This window comes from Neisseria weixii, assembly GCF_002327085.1.
GTDB classification, from domain to species: Bacteria; Pseudomonadota; Gammaproteobacteria; order Burkholderiales; family Neisseriaceae; genus Neisseria; species Neisseria weixii.
In genome coordinates this window covers 578,448-596,405 of the sequence record NZ_CP023429.1, presented here as the reverse complement: position 1 = coordinate 596,405, position 17,958 = coordinate 578,448, and the positions used below count along the sequence as shown (strand labels likewise).

Annotated in this window: 13 protein-coding genes and 4 pseudogenes; 12 read left to right on the top strand and 5 right to left on the bottom strand. The window is 49.6% G+C overall.

What is annotated here, in order from left to right; translation table 11 throughout:
• Position 1: 1 nt before the first annotated feature.
• Positions 2-688: a response regulator gene (locus tag CGZ65_RS02940; protein ID WP_096294756.1), complete on the top strand. Its 687-nt coding sequence runs from the start codon at positions 2-4 to the stop codon at positions 686-688.
• 436 nt (positions 689-1,124) lie between these two features.
• Here CGZ65_RS02940 and CGZ65_RS02935 read toward each other — a convergent pair.
• Together CGZ65_RS02935 and CGZ65_RS02930 are read right to left on the bottom strand one after the other, a co-directional pair.
• Positions 1,125-2,974: pseudogene (locus tag CGZ65_RS02935) on the bottom strand (lytic transglycosylase domain-containing protein).
• 194 nt (positions 2,975-3,168) lie between these two features.
• Complete coding sequence (locus CGZ65_RS02930) at positions 3,169-3,765, bottom strand: adenine phosphoribosyltransferase (RefSeq protein WP_198345331.1); 597 nt, start codon at positions 3,763-3,765, stop codon at positions 3,169-3,171.
• Positions 3,766-3,866: 101 nt separating this feature from the next.
• Between CGZ65_RS02930 and gmk the strand changes: the two genes are divergently transcribed.
• The 7 genes and pseudogenes from gmk to rpoD all read left to right on the top strand — a co-directional run bounded on the left by gmk (position 3,867) and on the right by rpoD (position 12,275).
• Positions 3,867-4,484 (top strand): guanylate kinase, encoded by a 618-nt coding sequence (gmk, locus tag CGZ65_RS02925; RefSeq protein ID WP_096294755.1) that lies wholly within the window; start codon positions 3,867-3,869, stop codon positions 4,482-4,484.
• Between the two features lie 48 nt (positions 4,485-4,532).
• Positions 4,533-4,739, top strand: a complete 207-nt coding sequence (rpoZ, locus tag CGZ65_RS02920) for a DNA-directed RNA polymerase subunit omega (protein WP_095502195.1) — start codon at positions 4,533-4,535, stop codon at positions 4,737-4,739.
• A gap of 203 nt (positions 4,740-4,942) precedes the next feature.
• A complete protein-coding gene (locus CGZ65_RS02915; protein ID WP_096294754.1) occupies positions 4,943-7,099 on the top strand; it encodes a RelA/SpoT family protein in 2,157 nt (718 codons plus the stop codon).
• A 383-nt stretch (positions 7,100-7,482) separates the two neighbouring features.
• Positions 7,483-7,695, top strand: a complete 213-nt coding sequence (gene rpsU, locus CGZ65_RS02910; RefSeq protein WP_003680926.1) for a 30S ribosomal protein S21 — start codon at positions 7,483-7,485, stop codon at positions 7,693-7,695.
• Between the two features lie 127 nt (positions 7,696-7,822).
• The gene (locus tag CGZ65_RS02905) at positions 7,823-8,272 is read left to right on the top strand and encodes a GatB/YqeY domain-containing protein (RefSeq protein ID WP_096294753.1); all 450 of its coding nucleotides are present in this window, start codon (positions 7,823-7,825) and stop codon (positions 8,270-8,272) included.
• 90 nt (positions 8,273-8,362) lie between these two features.
• Positions 8,363-10,149, top strand: a pseudogene (gene dnaG / locus CGZ65_RS02900) (DNA primase).
• 183 nt (positions 10,150-10,332) lie between these two features.
• Positions 10,333-12,275 (top strand): annotated as a pseudogene (rpoD, locus tag CGZ65_RS02895) (RNA polymerase sigma factor RpoD).
• A gap of 312 nt (positions 12,276-12,587) precedes the next feature.
• Here the strand turns inward: rpoD and CGZ65_RS02890 are convergent.
• Positions 12,588-13,159: pseudogene (locus CGZ65_RS02890) on the bottom strand (DUF4126 domain-containing protein).
• 207 nt (positions 13,160-13,366) lie between these two features.
• Between CGZ65_RS02890 and CGZ65_RS13160 the strand changes: the two are divergent.
• Positions 13,367-13,543: a Rossmann-fold NAD(P)-binding domain-containing protein gene (locus CGZ65_RS13160; protein WP_198345330.1), complete on the top strand. Its 177-nt coding sequence runs from the start codon at positions 13,367-13,369 to the stop codon at positions 13,541-13,543.
• Positions 13,518-14,006 carry a Rossmann-fold NAD(P)-binding domain-containing protein gene (locus tag CGZ65_RS02885; protein ID WP_198345329.1) on the top strand — a complete coding sequence of 163 codons (489 nt, stop codon included), beginning with the start codon at positions 13,518-13,520 and terminating at the stop codon, positions 14,004-14,006. Before CGZ65_RS13160 ends, CGZ65_RS02885 begins: the two co-directional genes overlap by 26 nt.
• Positions 14,007-14,106: 100 nt before the next feature.
• Here CGZ65_RS02885 and CGZ65_RS02880 read toward each other — a convergent pair whose 3' ends face one another.
• The gene (locus CGZ65_RS02880; RefSeq protein ID WP_096294752.1) at positions 14,107-15,081 is read right to left on the bottom strand and encodes a PhoH family protein; all 975 of its coding nucleotides are present in this window, start codon (positions 15,079-15,081) and stop codon (positions 14,107-14,109) included.
• Positions 15,082-15,418: 337 nt separating this feature from the next.
• Here CGZ65_RS02880 and CGZ65_RS02875 point away from each other — a divergent pair, with 337 nt between their 5' ends.
• Entirely contained in the window at positions 15,419-15,835 is a 417-nt protein-coding gene (locus CGZ65_RS02875; RefSeq protein ID WP_232507495.1) for a ChuX/HutX family heme-like substrate-binding protein, read from the top strand.
• A gap of 250 nt (positions 15,836-16,085) precedes the next feature.
• Here CGZ65_RS02875 and CGZ65_RS02870 read toward each other — a convergent pair whose 3' ends face one another.
• Positions 16,086-16,652 (bottom strand): tetratricopeptide repeat protein, encoded by a 567-nt coding sequence (locus tag CGZ65_RS02870; protein WP_096294751.1) that lies wholly within the window; start codon positions 16,650-16,652, stop codon positions 16,086-16,088.
• A 229-nt stretch (positions 16,653-16,881) separates the two neighbouring features.
• Here CGZ65_RS02870 and hisC point away from each other — a divergent pair, with 229 nt between their 5' ends.
• Positions 16,882-17,958 carry a histidinol-phosphate transaminase gene (gene hisC, locus CGZ65_RS02865; RefSeq protein WP_096294750.1) on the top strand — a complete coding sequence of 359 codons (1,077 nt, stop codon included), beginning with the start codon at positions 16,882-16,884 and terminating at the stop codon, positions 17,956-17,958.

Here is a 17,958-nt window from a genome sequence, read left to right as displayed (position 1 = left end):
AATGAGTACAAGCATTGTTTTAATTGACGATCACACGCTGTTTCGACGCGGTATCAAATCCGTGTTGGGTGAAGCGGATTTTGAAATCATCGGTGAGGCCGAAGACGGTTTGAGCGGTGTGAAATTGGTTGAACAGGTTCACCCCGATGTGGTGCTGTTGGATTTGGATATGCCGGTGATGAACGGCCGCGAAGCGCTCGGTCAAATCCTCAGCAGCAACCCGTCACAAAAAGTGGTGATGCTCACCGTGTCGGAAGACAGCGACGATTTAATCGAATGTATGAAATTGGGTGCGCAAGGCTTTTTACTGAAAAACATCGATGCCGACTTTCTCATCAGTGCCATCACCAAAGCCGCCAACGGCGACAGCGTGTTCTCACCAGAAATGACCGCACATCTGGTACAATCACTCATCAATCCGGCGCAGGCAAATACCCCTAATGCACTTGAGTCCCTCACTCCGCGTGAATTGGAAACCTTAAAATATCTCGCCATCGGCCACAGTAATAAAGTTATTGCCAAGCATTTGAATCTGGCCGAGTCCACCATCAAGGCTTATGTGCAAAGCATCTTGAGAAAACTTAATTTAAACAGCCGAGTTCAAGCCGCCGTTTATGCCACACAGCATAATTTGGTTTCCGAAACCGATAAACAGCATAAAGACCGAAGCCTTTGCAAAACTTCATGACCCACCAATAAAAACCAAAGCACCGTCATTCCCGCGCAGGCGGGAAGCCATTTTTGAGCATGGCAAACTATTGAATAAAATAAGTTTCTGAAATTTTAAGATGGATTCCCGCCTGCGCGGGAATGACGTCGGTTCTTTGTTCAGTGGCTTTTCAGGGAGTTTTTTTTGGGGGGTGGGGGCGTAGAAAACCCTAGCGTTGTTGACACTTTTGTTTTCTTGCTTAAAGACCCATTTCGGAATTTTTGAGTGCTGCCAAGAATGCCGACAGGCACGGCAACGCCATATGGTTCTTGATAATGCTCAAAAATCCTAAAACAATCATTCGGGCAAAAAATAAAAGCTGTTTTGCATAAAAAGTGTAAACAATGCGGCTATTTCTTACATCAAAGGCCGTCTGAATATTCAGACGGCCTTTGCCTATATTGAATCTACAGTATTAATAACGTGCAGGAATGGTACCCATACGGCGTTTCAATGAAGTTTCTGGCTCATTAAACAATGACGCATAGTAAGTCGCATTGGTCATCACTTTTTCACATAATCGCGCGTTTCACTGAAGGGAATGGTTTCAGCGTAAATCGCGCCTTCCAGAGGCGTTGAAGCCTGCCATCTGCGTGCCCGGCTCGGGCCGGCGTTATAACCGGCGGTTGCCAATACTTCGTTGTTTTGCAGATTGCGGCGGGCATCGGCCATGTACCATGTACCCATGCGTATGTTGCCGTCCATGGTGTAGAGTTCGCTGCTGCTCATGCCGATTTTACCGGCGATTTCGCGGGCGGTGGCGGGCATCACCTGCATCAAGCCCTGTGCACCTACATGCGATTGTGCACCCAATACAAAGCGGCTTTCCTGACGAATCAAACCATAAACCCAAGCCGGATCTACGCCCACTTGATTGGCGTAACGCACGGTGGTGTCTTTAAACGGCGACAAATAGCGCAAATTGTAATTCAGCTTATTATCGGTGCGGTCGGCGGTGTTGATGGCCATGTCGTAAAACTGGTTGTCATAAGCCACTTGGGCGGCGGTAAGCAGATTGTCTTCGCTGAAACCGCGTGTGGCATAGCGCCATTCCGCCTGTGCCTGACGGCGCATTTTGCTGTCGCCGTTGGCTTGGCTGGTTTTAAACAAAGTCAAAGCACGGTCGATGGCACCGTCTTTCGCCATACGGCTGACATCCCTGCGGCTGGCTTGGCTGACGTTGCTTTTGGTATTGATGCGGCGGCCGAGTTCTTCGGTTGCCAACACGGCGTAGAAATTGCGGCCGGAAGCGGCGGCTTGTTCATACAACGATTTTGCGCGTACGCTGTTGCCCTGTGCGGCATAGCTGCGTGCCAACCAATATTGCCAAGCCGGCGATTGTTGCAACTTGACCGGCATGTCTTGAATCACATTGGCCAATTCGTTCCAACGTTGCAGACGCAAAGCGGCACGGGAATACCATTCCCATTGCTCGTCAGTCAACTGGCTGCGGTCGGTCACTCGGCTGTAGTAGCTCAATGCGGCGGCCATGTTTTGGCTGTAGGCATGATACTGTCCCAATACTGCCCAGGCGAAGCTGCTTTGTGCGCGGGTCAGGCTGCCTTCCATGGCCGACAGATTGACCGCGGCAGAAGACGATTTGCGCGCTTCACTGCCGATTACCGACAGCAGACGGTATTCCTGCATGCCCTGCGCCCCGCTCTCAAACGGGCTGCCCAATGCGGCGGCCAAATTGCGCGCATCGGTGATTTGATTGTTGCTTAACAACCCGCGTACCCGGCGCCAAGCGCCATCGCTTTTCAGACGGCCTGAGGCGGCTGCGGCCTGAACCAATAAAGTACAGCCTTGCGGCAAGCGGGCGGTTTCGCGCACCAAATCAGCAGCTTTGGCATAATTGCCGCTGCTCAAATCAGCATAGCATTCCACTTCTTGAGAACGGCCTGCCGCTTCTAATTTTTTGTATTCTTGTTGGAACACCGGCCACTGACCGCGTGCGCCTAAACTTTTCAACCACTCATTGCGCACGGTTTCCGCCATGGCACTGTTGCCGGCTTGTGCCAAATATTGCTGCGCCCATGCGTCATCACCGCGTTTGGCGGCGTTTAATGCGCTTTCATATTGGCTGAAATCAGATAAAATTTTCGATTGGCTGTCGGCACGGCGTGACGGAATCGATGCCGGCGACTGACTCTCTGCGCGTGACTCCCGGGTCACGGTCGGTTTGCTGCTTTGCGAAGCGCAGGCAGCCAATACGGCCAATGCCATTGCGCTCAGCGACAGGGTAAATGTGCGTTGTACGTTCATGTCGTCTTTCTTTATCAGATCTTCAGGTATGATTTATTATCGGTATAGTTGCAGCATTCTAAATGATTTATGGCAAATATCCGAATTGCAAACTGATATTTACATTTTTTGCCGGGTTGAATACCACAATAGTAAGGCCGTCTGAAAAGCGTATGGCTTTTCAGACGGCCTTTTGCCCGTTACCGTTTACATAATTACATGCAGCCCTCGTTTTGACACAATGTAAACAGCGGCACACCAGCATCACGAATTTTCTTACCCCCGGTCAAATCGGTAAATTCCAAAATTGCCGCTGCTTCGATCACGTTACCGCCGAGCTTGCGAATCAATTCTACACCGGCCAACATAGTGCCGCCGGTCGCCACCAAATCATCCACCAGTAACACGCGTGCACCGGGTTTAATCGCATCGGTGTGGATTTCCACCGTCGCTTCGCCGTATTCCAATGCATAGCTTTGCGACACAGTGTCAAACGGCAATTTGCCTTTTTTGCGAATCGGCACAAAACCCACATTCAATTGATAAGCCAAGGCTGCGCCGATAATGAAACCGCGGGCATCCAAGCCGGCCACTACGTCGATTTTCTGGCCCATATAGCGGTAAACCAACAAATCCACCAGCAGACGAAAATACTCCGCACTTTGCAAAACCGGCGTAATATCATGAAACAAAATACCTTTTTGCGGCCAGTTTTCAATTTTACGGATTTTTTCCGCCAAGGCATCAACGCCCATCACTTCAGGATGAATCAACATGCTTAATTTTCCAAGATTGAATATTTTTAACACCATATTGTAACAAATTTATGCTGTCGGTGTTGAGGCCGTCTGAACATCCAAATCCGCTAGGCATTGTGTTATAATTTCTTGAAAATATCCCATGGCAAAACATCATGCAACACAATAAAAACGGCAATATTTTCATCATCTCCGCCGCTTCCGGTACCGGCAAGACCACTTTGGTTTCCCGCCTGTTGAAAAACAACAGTGATTTACGCGTCTCGATTTCCCACACTACCCGCCAGCCGCGCGAAGGCGAACAACACGGTGTGCATTATCATTTTGTTCCCAAAGAAGAATTTGAATCTTTAATCGCACAAAAAGCCTTTCTGGAACACGCCAATGTGTTCGGCAATTACTACGGTACGAGCATCGCCGCAGTCAATCAATTGAGCGAACAAGGCTTTGATGTGATTTTGGAAATCGACGTACAAGGCGCCGAACAAGTGCGCCGTGCATTGCCGGAATCTGTCAGCATCTTCATTCTGCCACCGTCGTTTGACATCTTGGCAGGCCGCCTGAAAAGCCGCGCGAGCGACAGCGAAGAAGTCATCGCCACCCGCTTGGCTGAAGCACGTCATGAAATCGAGCAAGCTTTTGATTTTGATTACATTGTAGTCAATGAAGACTTAGATGCTGCCGAAGCCGATTTGCTGCACATCATCAAGTCAGGCCGTCTGAAAAAATCCGCCCAACAAGGTTTTCTCACAAACCTGTTGGAAAATTCTTAAAAAACAGCGAAAATACGCTATCCGATTTATTTTTTGAAAGAAAGCAATATGGCACGTATCACCACCGAAGACTGCACCCCGAAAATTCCCAACCACTTCGATTTGACCTTGGTTGCCGCCCGCCGCGCACGCCAATTGGAAAACGGCAACCAACCTTTGGTTGACGACATCCGCAACAACAAACCGACCGTGACCGCATTACGCGAAGTAGCCGCCGGCCAAATCGGCGTGGAATTGCTGTCTCGCAACAAATAACACTTGCGCCGCCGCCAAGGCCAAGCAACCATTCAACCGCGCTTCCATGCGCGGTTGTTTACCCACTTCACTTTGACATAACAATATGGCAAGCCTTATTTTTTTATTCCGCAACAGCCTGCCGATAATATTTACCGCTTCTTGAATCACCTGATAACACCCCCACCATTCAAGTTATCCAACTCGAGAGAGGCCGTCTGAATATGTCCGCCCCCCTACCTACCGCTCCCTATGATGCGCTGACAGCCGAAGCCCGCGAATTACTCTTTAAAACGGCATCCTATCTCAGCAAAAAAGAACAGACACAGCTTGAAAAAGCCGTGGCCTACGCTTTTCACGCCCACGAGGGCCAAACCCGCAAAAGTGGCGAGCCTTACATCACCCACCCGATTGCCGTGGCTACCCAATTAGCCGTTTGGCACATGGATGTGCAAGGCTTGTGCGCCGGCGTAATGCATGATGTCTTAGAAGACACCGGCGTATCCAAAGTCGAAATGGCGGCAGAATTCGGTGAAACCATTGCCGAAATGGTAGACGGCTTGTCCAAGCTGGAAAAACTCAAATTCGAAGATCACGAAGAGCATCAGGCCGAAAGCTTCCGCAAGCTGATTCTCGCCATGACCAAAGACGTGCGCGTCATCATCATCAAGCTTGCCGACCGCCTGCACAATATGCGCACGCTTGGCTCGATGCGCCCCGACAAACGCCGCCGCATCGCCAGAGAAACACTCGATATCTACGCCCAAATCGCCAACCGCATCGGCTTAAACAATGCCTATCAGGAATTGCAGGATTTATCGTTCCAAAACCTGCATCCGAAGCGCTACGAAACGCTGCAAAAAGCGATGGACAACAGCCGCAAAAACCGCCGCGACGTAGTCGGTAAAGTATTACGCGCATTCAGCCACCGCTTGATCAATGCCAACATCGAAGCCAAAATCAAAGGCCGTGAGAAAAACCTTTACAGCATTCACCAAAAAATGCTGCAAAAGAAACTGCGTTTTGCCGACGTGATGGACATTTACGCCTTTCGCGTCATCGTCAACAGCATGCCGGCCTGTTACGCCGCCTTGGGCGCGTTACACAATCTCTATAAGCCCAAACCCGGCCGTTTCAAAGACTACATCGCCATTCCGAAAAGCAACGGTTACCAAAGTTTGCACACCACGCTGGTCGGCCCTTACGGTTTGCCGATTGAAGTGCAAATCCGCACGCACGAAATGGATGCCGTTGCCGAAGGCGGTGTAGCCGGCCACTGGATCTACAAATCGGGTGAAAACACCATCGATCAAGCCATGTTACACACCAACCAATGGCTTAAGAGCATTCTCGATCTGCAGGCCAGCAGCGCCAATGCGATTGAATTTCTGGAACATGTCAAAGTCGACCTATTCCCGAACGAAGTTTATATCCTGACCCCAAAAGGCAAAATCCTTACCCTGCCTAAAGGTTCGACCCCGATTGACTTCGCTTATGCCGTGCACACCGACATCGGCCACAAAACCGTTGCCGCACGCATCAACAACACCATGATGCCTTTACGCACCAAGCTGAAAACCGGTAACTCGGTCGAAATCATTACATCCGAGCACGCCAAACCGAATCCGGCATGGCTCAATTTCGCCGTATCCAGCCGCGCCCGCAGCGCCATCCGCCAATACATCAAAACCATGAACCGCCATGACGCGGTTGTATTGGGTGAAAACCTGCTGCAAAAAGCCCTGTCCAGCCTTTTGCCAAAAGATGTCTTGATTTCAGACGACCTCAAAGAAAAATATTTGAACGATTTGAGCGACAAGAAAACCTCGTTTGAAGAAGTGTTATACAACGTCGGCATGGGCAATACCCAGCCCGTTTCCGTAGCCATGCACATTGCCGACCTCGCAGGCCAACACTTCGGCAGCGAAGTCAAACTGAGCCCGATCAAAGTCAACGGCCAAGAAACCGGCCGCGTGCATTTGGCCGAATGCTGCCACCCGGTCGCAGGCGATGCTGTCCGTGCCTTGTTGGTGCAAGGCAAAGGCATGATTATCCACCGCGATACCTGTAGCGTGTTGCTCAAATCCGATCCGGAGCAGCAACTAGATGCCGATTGGGACAGCCTCAACAATCAAAGCTACCGCCTCAGCCTCAACATCCAATCGGAAGACACTCACGGCCTGTTGGCACAGATGGCACAAGCCATTTCCAGCTCCGGCGCCGACATCGAATCGGTCAATACCCCTTCCTCCAACCGTGCCGGCAGCGAAGGCTTTGTCGAATTCGGCTTCATCATCAAGGCCAAAGATTTGGCTCAGGTCAACCAAATCATTCACAAGCTGCATACCATTCCGCATGTGCGTAAAGTGATTCGCGGTTAAGCGTTAATCTACCATTTCAGGCGTCTGAAAAATTTCAGACGGCCTGTTTTTATAACTTTAAACACCCTATCCCGTCACTCCAAAATGACACAACGCCTCTTAAAATCCCTTACCCAAACTTGACACAAGAAAGCAATTTATAAGATAATCTCGGAATTGTTTCCAGTCTTTTACCCAAATATTTTTACCCAAATATAAAGACCCCTATCCGGCACCAAGCCGACTTGTTAGGAGGTGATGTTTACATCACGGCGCGTATCCCGCCAGCTTGTTTATAAGCACCAGCGATACAGACAAACCCCTATTGATAAAGGCCGTCTGAAACCAACTTAAATCAATCTTTTCAGACTGCCGTAAACTTAAAGAATTTTGAAGGAAATAACATGCCTGCAATCCGTGTAAAAGAGAATGAACCATTTGAAGTTGCCATGCGTCGTTTCAAACGCGCCGTAGAAAAAACCGGCCTGCTGACTGAACTGCGCGCCCGTGAAGCTTACGAAAAACCAACTACCGAACGCAAACGCAAAAAAGCTGCTGCTGCCAAACGCTTGCAAAAACGTCTGCGCAGCCAACAACTGCCTCCTAAAATGTACTAATACGGGCGCAATCCCGTATCTGAGCAAGACACACCGTAAGGCCGAATGCCCTACGGTGTTTTTGCCTTTATAAATCCATTATAATACTGTCATTAGCTAGATTGTCTGCAATCCCACGGAGCCCGTCATGAGCCTGAAAACCCAGATTACCGAAGACATGAAAACCGCGATGAAAGCCAAAGACCAATTGTCTTTGAGCACCATCCGCCTGATTAATGCCGCTGTCAAACAATACGAAGTCGATGAACGCATCGAAGCCGATGATGAAAAAGTCATTGCCATTCTGACCAAAATGGTCAAACAGCGCAAAGACAGCGCCAAAATTTACGCCGAAGCCGACCGCTACGATTTGGCACAAAAAGAAATCGACGAAATCGAAGTGCTCAACCGTTATCTGCCGCAAATGATGAGCGAAGAAGAAATCAAAACCGCCGTCGATACCGTCATCACCATGACCGGCGCTACCTGTATGGCCGATATGGGCAAAGTCATGGGCGTCTTGAAAACCCAGCTTGCCGGTAAAGCCGATATGGGCGAAGTCAATAAAATCTTAAAAGCCGCCCTGACCGCCGAATAAAAATCAAAGGTATGAGGCCATCTGAATTTTTTCAGATGGCCTCATACCCCCTAATCAAACCTATTAAGCTGCTTGCGCATTAACCGCCCCATGATACCTTCCGATTTCATAGACGAACTTCTCGCCAAAGTCGATATCGTAGATATTATCGACGAGCAGGTGCCGCTCAAAAAAGGCGGGGCCAACTATATGGCGTGCTGTCCGTTTCACAAAGAAAAATCGCCGTCGTTTTCAGTGAGTCCGAGCAAGCAGTTTTACCATTGCTTCGGCTGCGGGGCGCACGGTTCGGCCATCGGTTTTATCATGGAATATCAGGGCTTGTCGTTTACCGAAGCGGTACAATATCTGGCCGACCGGGTGGGCATGGCCGTGCCGAAAGTGCGCGGGCAAAACGACAACCCCGAAGTGCGTGCCGAGCGCAAGAAAAAGCAGCAAACCTTAGAAGAAACCACCGCTTCCGCCGCTTCGTTTTACGCGCAGCAGCTTAAATTTCAAAAAACGGCGCAGGATTATCTGGCCGGACGCGGTTTGAGTGCAGAAATCATCGCCCACTATGGCTTGGGCTACGCGCCCGACGGCTGGCAGCCGCTGGCGCAAGTATTCCAACCCTACCCCAATACCGCCTTGGTCGACAGCGGCATGGTCATCGACAACGAAGGCAAGCATTACGACCGTTTCCGCCACCGCATTATGTTTCCGATTCGCGACCAACGCGGTCAGGTTATCGGCTTCGGCGCGCGCGTGTTGGACGATTCCAAACCGAAATACCTCAATTCGCCCGATACACCTTTGTTCGACAAAGGCCGCAACCTTTACGGCTTATACGAAGGCCGCGCGGCGATTAAAGATGCCGGCCGAATCCTGGTCGTCGAAGGTTATATGGACGTGGTCGCTTTGGCGCAATTCGGCATCGGCTACGGCGTAGCATCGCTCGGCACCTCCACCACCGCCGACCATGTAAAAATCTTGATGCGGCAGGCCGACAGCATTTATTTCTGCTTCGACGGCGATGCCGCCGGTAAAAAAGCCGCATGGCGCGCACTGGAAAATGCCCTGCCGCAGTTGAAAGACGATAAATCGCTGCATTTTCTGTTTCTGCCCGAAGAACACGACCCCGACAGCTACATCCGCGCGTTTGGCAAAACCCAATTTGAAGATGCCCTGCTCCATCAAAGCAAACCTTTGTCGGAATATTTTTGGCAACATCTTTCAGACGGCCTCAACCTGAATACGCAGGAAGGAAAAGCGGAATTGGTGAAAACCGCCTCGCCGCTGTTGGCGCAAATCACCGCGCCCGCGCTGAACTTTTTATTGAAACAGACACTCAGTGAATTGGTCGGCATCGATCCGGCCAATTTGGCGCAACTGCTCGGCCAAGAATCGCCCAAGCGCCATGTGAAGCAAAAAAGCTACAAACTGCCGCAAGAAACCCTCAAGCGACCGGTGATGCTCACTTTGGTGCAACGACAAATCCGCAGCGTCTTGATAAATCCGAATTGGGCTTCATATATAGACTTGCCGGAATATCTCCCGCTGGAAGGCGATTTTGCCTGCTTAGCCAACCTAGCCGAGACCATCAAAAGCTTTGCCCAGCCGCCCAGCAGCGCACAGATTTTAGAGCATATGCGCGGCTCCCCTATGAAGCCGCGTTGAACCAAATCTTCCAATCAACCCGTCATGCCGATGACGAAGTGGCGGAAGACAACGAAGAAGCCTACCAAGCCGAATGCGAGAATTTCAAAATTGGCATGAAAAAGCTGTTAAATGAGTTAAAATACAGCCAAATTGAATCACTCAAACAAAAAAACCTGCAAAATGGTTTGAATGATTATGAAAAGAAACTTTTGGTATCCTTATTGATGTCAAAAGCAAATTAACTCTGAATTCCTTCTTAGGCCGTCTGAAAACATTGTCCCATGCTGCGAACCAATTAAGCGCAGAACGCCCGTTTTCTTAAAGTTTCAGACGGCCTCAGCGTGAATATCCCGATGATATGCGCTGCTCCGCCCTCAGGTGCCGGCCTTGCGGCAAACCGTTGGCATTTTTCACTAAACAACGAGATATCTATGTCTAAAAATCACGAAGAATACCAAGATCAAGATGATAACCGTCCGTTAACCGTAGAAGAGCAACGTACTCGTCTGCGACAGCTCATCATCATGGGTAAAGAGCGCGGCTACATCACCTATGCGGAAATCAACGATGCCCTGCCGGACGATATGTCTGATGCCGACCAAATCGACAACATCGTCAGTATGATTACCGGCTTAGGCATCCAAGTTACCGAACAAGCACCCGATGCCGAAGACATTCTGCTCAGCGATAATGCCGCTACCATTACCGATGATGATGCCGTTGAAGAAGCCGAAGCGGCGCTCTCCAGCGCAGATTCCGAGTTCGGCCGCACCACCGACCCTGTGCGTATGTACATGCGCGAGATGGGGCAGGTTGACCTGCTGACGCGCGAAGACGAAATCATCATTGCGAAAAAATCGAAAATGCATTTAAAAACATGGTACAAGCCATTTCTGCCTGTCCGGGTTCGGTCGCAGAAATCTTGGCCTTGATAGATCAAATCCGTAATGATGAAATCCGCGTCGACGAAGTGGTTGAAGCCATTATCGACCCGAATGAAGTATTACTGAACGAATTGGGCTTGGGTCATTTGGAAAGCAATGCTTCCGACGACACCGCAAGCAGCGATGATGATGACGACGAAGACGACAACGATGATGACAGCGCAGCCGATGCCGAAAGCATGACCGCTGCCAACTTGGAAGAGCTGAAGCAAAAAGTCTTGGATCATTTTGCCCAAATCGAAGTCGATTATGCCGAAATGACCGCGCAATTGGCCAAGCATCACAGCCAGCATCCGGCCTATTTGACCCACCGTGACGCCATCGCCAACAAATTGTTGGAAGTGCGCTTCTCAACCCGTCAAATTGAAAACCTGAGCAACAACCTGCGCGGCCGCGTCGACCAAATCCGCAAGCTTGAGCGAGAAATCCGCGACATCTGCTTAGACCGCGTACACATGGACCGCGAATACTTCATCAACAACTTCCTGACGAATATCACCGATTTAAACTGGGTGGAAGAAGAAGTTGGCAAAGGCCGCGTATGGAGCGATGCACTCGACCGCTTCCGCCACGCTATCATCGAGAAACAAACCGCGCTTTCCGATATGCAAAAAGAAACGCAAATCTCGATTGAAGAACTGAAAGAAATTAATAAAAACATGGCTGCCAGCGAGCGCGAAACCGCGGCAGCCAAGCAGGAAATGATTCAGGCCAACTTGCGTCTGGTGATTTCGATTGCCAAAAAATACACTAACCGCGGCTTACAGTTCCTTGATTTGATTCAGGAAGGCAACATCGGCCTGATGAAAGCGGTGGATAAATTCGAATACCGCCGCGGCTACAAATTCTCGACTTACGCTACTTGGTGGATTCGTCAGGCGATTACCCGTTCTATTGCCGACCAGGCACGTACCATCCGTATTCCGGTACACATGATTGAAACCATCAACAAGATGAACCGCATTTCGCGCCAATACTTGCAAGAAACCGGTGAAGAACCGGATTCAGCTAAATTGGCCGAGCTGATGGAAATGCCGGAGGACAAAATCCGCAAAATCATGAAAATCGCCAAAGAACCGATTTCGATGGAAACCCCGATCGGCGACGATGATGATTCACACTTGGGCGATTTCATTGAAGATGCCAACAACGTGGCACCGGCTGATGCCGCCATGTACTCCAGCCTGCACGAAGTAACCAAAGAAGTGCTGGAAAGCCTGACCCCGCGCGAAGCCAAAGTATTGCGTATGCGCTTCGGTATCGACATGAATACGGATCACACGCTGGAAGAAGTCGGCAAACAATTTGACGTCACGCGCGAGCGTATCCGCCAAATCGAAGCCAAAGCCCTGCGCAAACTGCGCCATCCAACCCGCAGCGACCGCCTGAAGAGCTTCTTAGACAGCGAAGACAACAAGCAGTAATGCTTGAATCCACAAAGCCGCAGATGATCATCATCTGCGGCTTTGTTTATCATTAATAAAAGGCCGAGACCTTTGCAAAAGCTCATAAACCACCAACACACCAACAAAACCAAAAAGCCGTCATTCCTGCGCAGGCGGGAATCCATCTAAAACTTCAGAAACCTATTTTATTCAATAGTTTGCTATATTCAAAAATGGATTCCCGCCTGGGCGGGAATGACGTCGGTTTTGTGTGCTGGCTTTTGAAGGAGTTTTGGCAAAGGTATCGGGCCGTCTGAAAGATTAACTTTCAGACGGCCTGTTCAATATCCATCAAACCGTTTGCACCCGCTGGCGATACTGACGGTATTTGCGCCACAGCCAAAAGCCAATCAGCAACAACACCGCCACCGCCAAAAACGGCACAAACAAACTCAATACCGCCATCACCGTTGCGATACCGGTTTCTGCTACCGACACCACCGGATTAGCCAAGCCAGCGGTGGCCGCCGTACTCGCCGCACGCGTAGTCGCGTTCACGCCTTTAATCGCCGCAGCCGCACCACCCCTGCAATAATGGCCAATGTCCAAGTCACCGCAGGACTTAAGTCTGCCGTAGTAGAAGCCATCACCGCCGTCCCCGCCAAACCGGCCAGCGGCACGGCCAAGGTATCCAACAAATTATCGATAAATGGAATCAGATAAGCGCCGATTTCGACCACTGTTGCCACACCCAAAATAATCAGCGCAGGCGTGGAAGCCAGCCATTCAAAACTTTCATTAATCGGCCACAGCCCGAAATAAGCCGACAAACTCAGGGCAAACAGCGGCAAAAATACACGAAAGCCCGAACTCGCCGCCAAGCCTATGCCCAACGCAATACTTAAAATCGTGGTAAAAGTCATGATAAGTTTTCAAAATCAAATAATGCCTACTATACGCGCAAACAGGCCGTCTGAACAATCAAGATAGCGTTTTCAGACGGCCTGAATGCGCTCTGACCGATTTTTATGCGACAATGACCAACACCAACCTGTTCAGACGGCCTGCTGCCTCTTTGATTTTCCCTCATTTTGATTCAGCTATGCCGTGAAAACCACTAAGGAAAGCACATGAAAGCCCTGATCATCGGCGCAACCGGCGCGACCGGCAAGCCCCTTACCCAACAATTGCTGCAACATCCTGATGTTGGCCAAGTCACCGTATTCATGCGCAAACCGCTGGATTTTACCCACCCTCAACTCACGGTCGAAATCATCGACTTTGACAAACCACACTTGGCAGGATAAAGTCACGGGCGACGTATTGTTCAGCTGCCTGGGCACCACCATCAAACAAGCCGGCAGCCAAGCGAAGCAATACCAAATCGATTTCACCTACCAATACCAATTCGCCCAAGCCGCCCGACAAAACGGCGTGGCGCATTATGTGCTGGTTTCCGCCGGCATGGCCAATCCTAACTCTAAATCGTTTTACATGCGCATGAAAGGTGAATTGGAACAAGCCGTTAGCGCGCTGGATTTTGAATACACCAGCATCCTGCGCCCGCCATTGTTGAAACGCCCCAACAGCGACCGCAGCGGCAAAGTCTGGGCAGAAAAAGCTTTAGAATTTTTAAATGGCTTTGGCTTGCTGTTGGCACAAAAACCTTTGCCGACCGAACAACCCGCCACCGCCATGATTAAAAGCGTCACGCTCAAACGCACCGGCATTTTGGAAAAAGAAGATATTTGGGCATTGCTTGAAGCGTAAATTCAATTGATTGATCAAAGTAACATTCAATAAAAAGGCCGTCTGAAAACATGGGTTTCAGACGGCCTGTGTTTCACCTGCTTCAAATACAAAGCATCAATTATTCAACGCGTTTGCCCTCTTCAGCTTCTTCCGCTTCCTCATAAGCTTCAACGATTTTCTGCACCAAAGGATGGCGTACCACGTCTTCGCTGGTGAAGGTGTGGAAATAAAGGCCTTCCACGTTGGAGAGTTTTTCTCGCGCGTCCTTCAAGCCGGATTTGATGTTGCGCGGCAGGTCGATTTGGCTGATGTCGCCGGTAATCACAGCTTTGGCACCGAAACCGATACGCGTCAGGAACATTTTCATCTGCTCGGGCGTGGTGTTTTGCGCTTCGTCCAAAATTACATACGCGCCATTCAGTGTGCGGCCGCGCATATAGGCCAGCGGGGCAATTTCAATCAAGCCTTTATCCATCAGCTTGGTGACTTTGTCGAAGCCCATCAAATCATACAGCGCGTCATACAAAGGGCGCAGGTAAGGATCGACTTTTTGTGCCAAATCACCCGGCAGGAAACCGAGTTTCTCGCCCGCTTCCACCGCCGGACGCACCAACACAATGCGCTCGATTTGGTGTTTTTCCATCGCGTCCACCGCTGCGGCCACGGCCAAATAGGTTTTACCGGTACCGGCCGGGCCTAAGCCGAACACGACGTCGTAATTGAGCAAGGCGCGAATGTAACCGTTTTGACGCGGCGTGCGCCCGCCGATGCTGCCGCGTTTGGTGCGGAAATAGTATTGGTGATCGCGGTGTTTTTCTTCATGTTTTTCATCGGCGGTTTTCGCTTCGATGGCTGCCAACTGAATCACATGATCATCCAATTCGCCTTTTTCGGCGGTTTCGGCCAAAGCCAGCAGCGCACGGCGACCTGCATGGGCGAGTTCGCCCATAAAGGTGAAATGTTCGAAACGGCGGCTGATTTCGATATCCAAAGCCTTGGCCAAGGTGTCCAAATTGCCGTCGAGCGCGCCGCACAGGCGTTGCAGCACGGTATTGTCGATGTCTTCAAATTGCAGATGAACGGTATGGCTCATGTTTTTTCTTTTTCCAATCAAATAATTTCTGTTTCATTGTTATAAGGCTTAGTGGGCAAAAATTCAATGCGCGGCGGTGTTTTTTTCATGATAAATTTGGCAATACCGATAAAAATAAAATACAATTCATTATCATTTATACTTTAAATTACCGATAAGCCGTCTGAAAAATTAACATAGAGACCTTTGCAAAACCCTAGATTTGAGTACAGTTCAAAGTTGTAGCAGCGCAGAAAGCGAAGACATATCATAAAAAGGCTAAGCTTTCGAGCAGCGCACAACGAAGAAATGCGCCAAAGATAGGGATTTTGCAAAGGTCTCACACAAGGAGTTCATCATGAATAATCTCTGGCAACAATATCAAGCCAACAAAGCCGCCCGCAAGGGCATGTATTTTCCACGTGAAGGTGCGGCGGATTTGGGCGTCAGCGAAGGCGCATTAATGGCCGATGCGCCTCAAAGCGTGTATTTGGGCAGCAACATCCGTGACGTGGTACTCAAGCTTCACGCTTTGGGCGAAGTGCAATGTGTGGTGCGCAATGATGTGTGCGTGCATGAAAAACAAGGCGTGTATGAAAATGTCAGCTTGGCGCCGACTTCGGGCATCGCGCTCAATATCGGCGGCATCGATTTACGGATTTTTCCTGCGCGTTGGCAACATGTTTTGGCGGTGACCAACCGCGACGGCGATAAGGTTTCGCGCTCAATTCAGTTTTACGATGAATTCGGCACCGCGCTGCAAAAAATGAATTAGGGAAAAATCATCGCCACCAGCACACCGCAAGACGTGAGGCGCGAAAATTTGCTGCAACGGCTTTATCATTGGCCCATACGACGCATCCACGATGAAACAGGTTTGTACTTCCGTGTATAATAAAAAGCCGTCTGAAATATTAATATTCAGACGGCTTTTATTACTTTTGTTAATGGTTGGCAATTTTACCTTAAATATATGAAAAATTAATAAAGTAATTCATCGTATTTGCATACGCATTCATCAATCATCACAGTCCAACATTCAAACGCTTCAAAGCCACACGCGATTCTTTATCACCGACTGCGGCAGATTTTTGATACCATTCAATGGCTTCCTGCAAATCTTCGCTTTCCGACATACGGCCCAAAGCAGTCATGGCAGAAGCCGAATAAGTGTCGCCTTGGCGGGCAGAAAGTTCATACCATTTTAAGGCTTGTTCACGGTTTTGCGTGACACCAATGCCTTGTTCGTAACAATAACCTAGCCAGAATTGGCCGGTCGCATCACCCCATTGGGCGGCTTTACTGAATTCGGCCACGGCGCGGCGGACGTTTTTCTTTACGCCGTAGCCGTTTAAATACATGATGCCGATGTAACGCGGTGCACTCATGTGTCCGGCGGCGGAAGCTTGGGTGAAATAAGTCATGGCTTCGACATAATGTTGCGCTTCATAAGCATCCTTTCCTTTTTCAACCAAATCAAAGGCTTGATGTTGCGCTTGGTTTGCAGGGAGGTTATTGGCTTGCGTATTTTGGTTGGGTGCGTGGCAGGCACTGACGGCCAATGCCGTAATCAATAGTGGTATCCATTTCATTGCATTCCCCCTGAAATTTGTTTATCAGCTTTCGCTATTTATTGAACATTATAAGCCGTCTGAAAAAATATTGTCGTCAAAATAGCTGTTTTTATGCGCTTTTTATGTTACATTACAATTCTTTGCGCGCATCGCCGCATTGATAACACAGCATGTTGCATTTGCATTATCAATAAAACCTGCGAAAACTAAATACCTGCCAATCAGCATATCAATTTAAGGAACCGCCATGTCTACGCTTGATTTTATCCGCGATGACGTGAAAGCCATGACCGCTTATCACGTCGCCGACCTGCCCGAAGGCTTTATCAAATTGGATGCGATGGAAAGCCCGTATCACCCGTTTGCCGGTCCGCCTGAGCTGTTAAACGAATGGACGGCGCTGTTGGCTCAGGCCGATGTACATCTCTATCCCAATCCTGCCGCCAGCGGCTTGCAGGAAGCGTTGCGTGAAGCTTTTGCCATTCCTGAAGCAGCAAGTGTCGCTTTGGGCAATGGTTCGGACGAATTAATTCAATTCATTACCCTACTATTGGCCAAACCCGGCGCAACCATGCTGGCGGTGGAACCGGGCTTTGTGATGTATAAGCAAAATGCAGCTTTGTTCGGCATGAATTATGTCGGCGTGCCGCTGAATAACGATTTCACGCTTGATTTAGCGGCCGTTTTAGCTGCCATTGAAGCACACAATCCCGCGCTGACCTTTATCGCCTACCCCAATAATCCGACCGGCGTGCATTTTACACGCGAAGAAGTCGAAGCAGTGATTCGTGCAGCAAAAGGTATTGTGGTGGTGGACGAAGCCTATGGCGCGTTCAGCGGCGACAGTTTCCTGCCGCAAGCCGGCAGCATGGATAATTTGGTGGTGATGCGCACTGTCAGCAAAATCGGTTTTGCCGGTATCCGTATCGGCTACGCCGCCGGCAGCGCAAACATCATGAACGAATTGGCCAAAATCCTACCACCCTATAACATGAACCAATTAAGCTTGGCCACGGCAAAATTTGCCATGCAACACTTTGAAATTATTAATGACAATGTGTTAAAATTAAAAGCCGAACGCGAACGCATGTTTGCCGAATTATCTACCATAGGCCGTCTGAAAGCCTTTCCGAGCGAAGCCAATTTCATTACCGTCCGCGTACCTGATGCGGTCGGATTATTTAACACTTTAAAACAAAACAACATTCTGATAAAAAAGCTGCACGGCAACCATCCGCTCTTGGATCAATGCGTCCGCCTGACCATCGGATCTCCCGAGCAAAATGATGCCGTCTTAAACATTATCCGCAAGCTTTACGCTTAA

Excerpts from the sequence above, each read along its gene's own strand:
- CGZ65_RS02940 (WP_096294756.1), top strand. The coding sequence starts at position 2 with ATGAGTACAAGCATTGTTTTAATTGACGATCACACGCTGTTTCGACGC.
- CGZ65_RS02930 (WP_198345331.1), bottom strand. The coding sequence starts at position 3,765 with ATGGTGTTAAAAATATTCAATCTTGGAAAATTAAGCATGTTGATTCAT.
- gmk (WP_096294755.1), top strand. The coding sequence starts at position 3,867 with ATGCAACACAATAAAAACGGCAATATTTTCATCATCTCCGCCGCTTCC.
- rpoZ (WP_095502195.1), top strand. The coding sequence starts at position 4,533 with ATGGCACGTATCACCACCGAAGACTGCACCCCGAAAATTCCCAACCAC.
- CGZ65_RS02915 (WP_096294754.1), top strand. The coding sequence starts at position 4,943 with ATGTCCGCCCCCCTACCTACCGCTCCCTATGATGCGCTGACAGCCGAA.
- rpsU (WP_003680926.1), top strand. The coding sequence starts at position 7,483 with ATGCCTGCAATCCGTGTAAAAGAGAATGAACCATTTGAAGTTGCCATG.
- CGZ65_RS02905 (WP_096294753.1), top strand. The coding sequence starts at position 7,823 with ATGAGCCTGAAAACCCAGATTACCGAAGACATGAAAACCGCGATGAAA.
- CGZ65_RS13160 (WP_198345330.1), top strand. The coding sequence starts at position 13,367 with ATGAAAGCCCTGATCATCGGCGCAACCGGCGCGACCGGCAAGCCCCTT.
- CGZ65_RS02880 (WP_096294752.1), bottom strand. The coding sequence starts at position 15,081 with ATGAGCCATACCGTTCATCTGCAATTTGAAGACATCGACAATACCGTG.
- CGZ65_RS02875 (WP_232507495.1), top strand. The coding sequence starts at position 15,419 with ATGAATAATCTCTGGCAACAATATCAAGCCAACAAAGCCGCCCGCAAG.
- CGZ65_RS02870 (WP_096294751.1), bottom strand. The coding sequence starts at position 16,652 with ATGAAATGGATACCACTATTGATTACGGCATTGGCCGTCAGTGCCTGC.
- hisC (WP_096294750.1), top strand. The coding sequence starts at position 16,882 with ATGTCTACGCTTGATTTTATCCGCGATGACGTGAAAGCCATGACCGCT.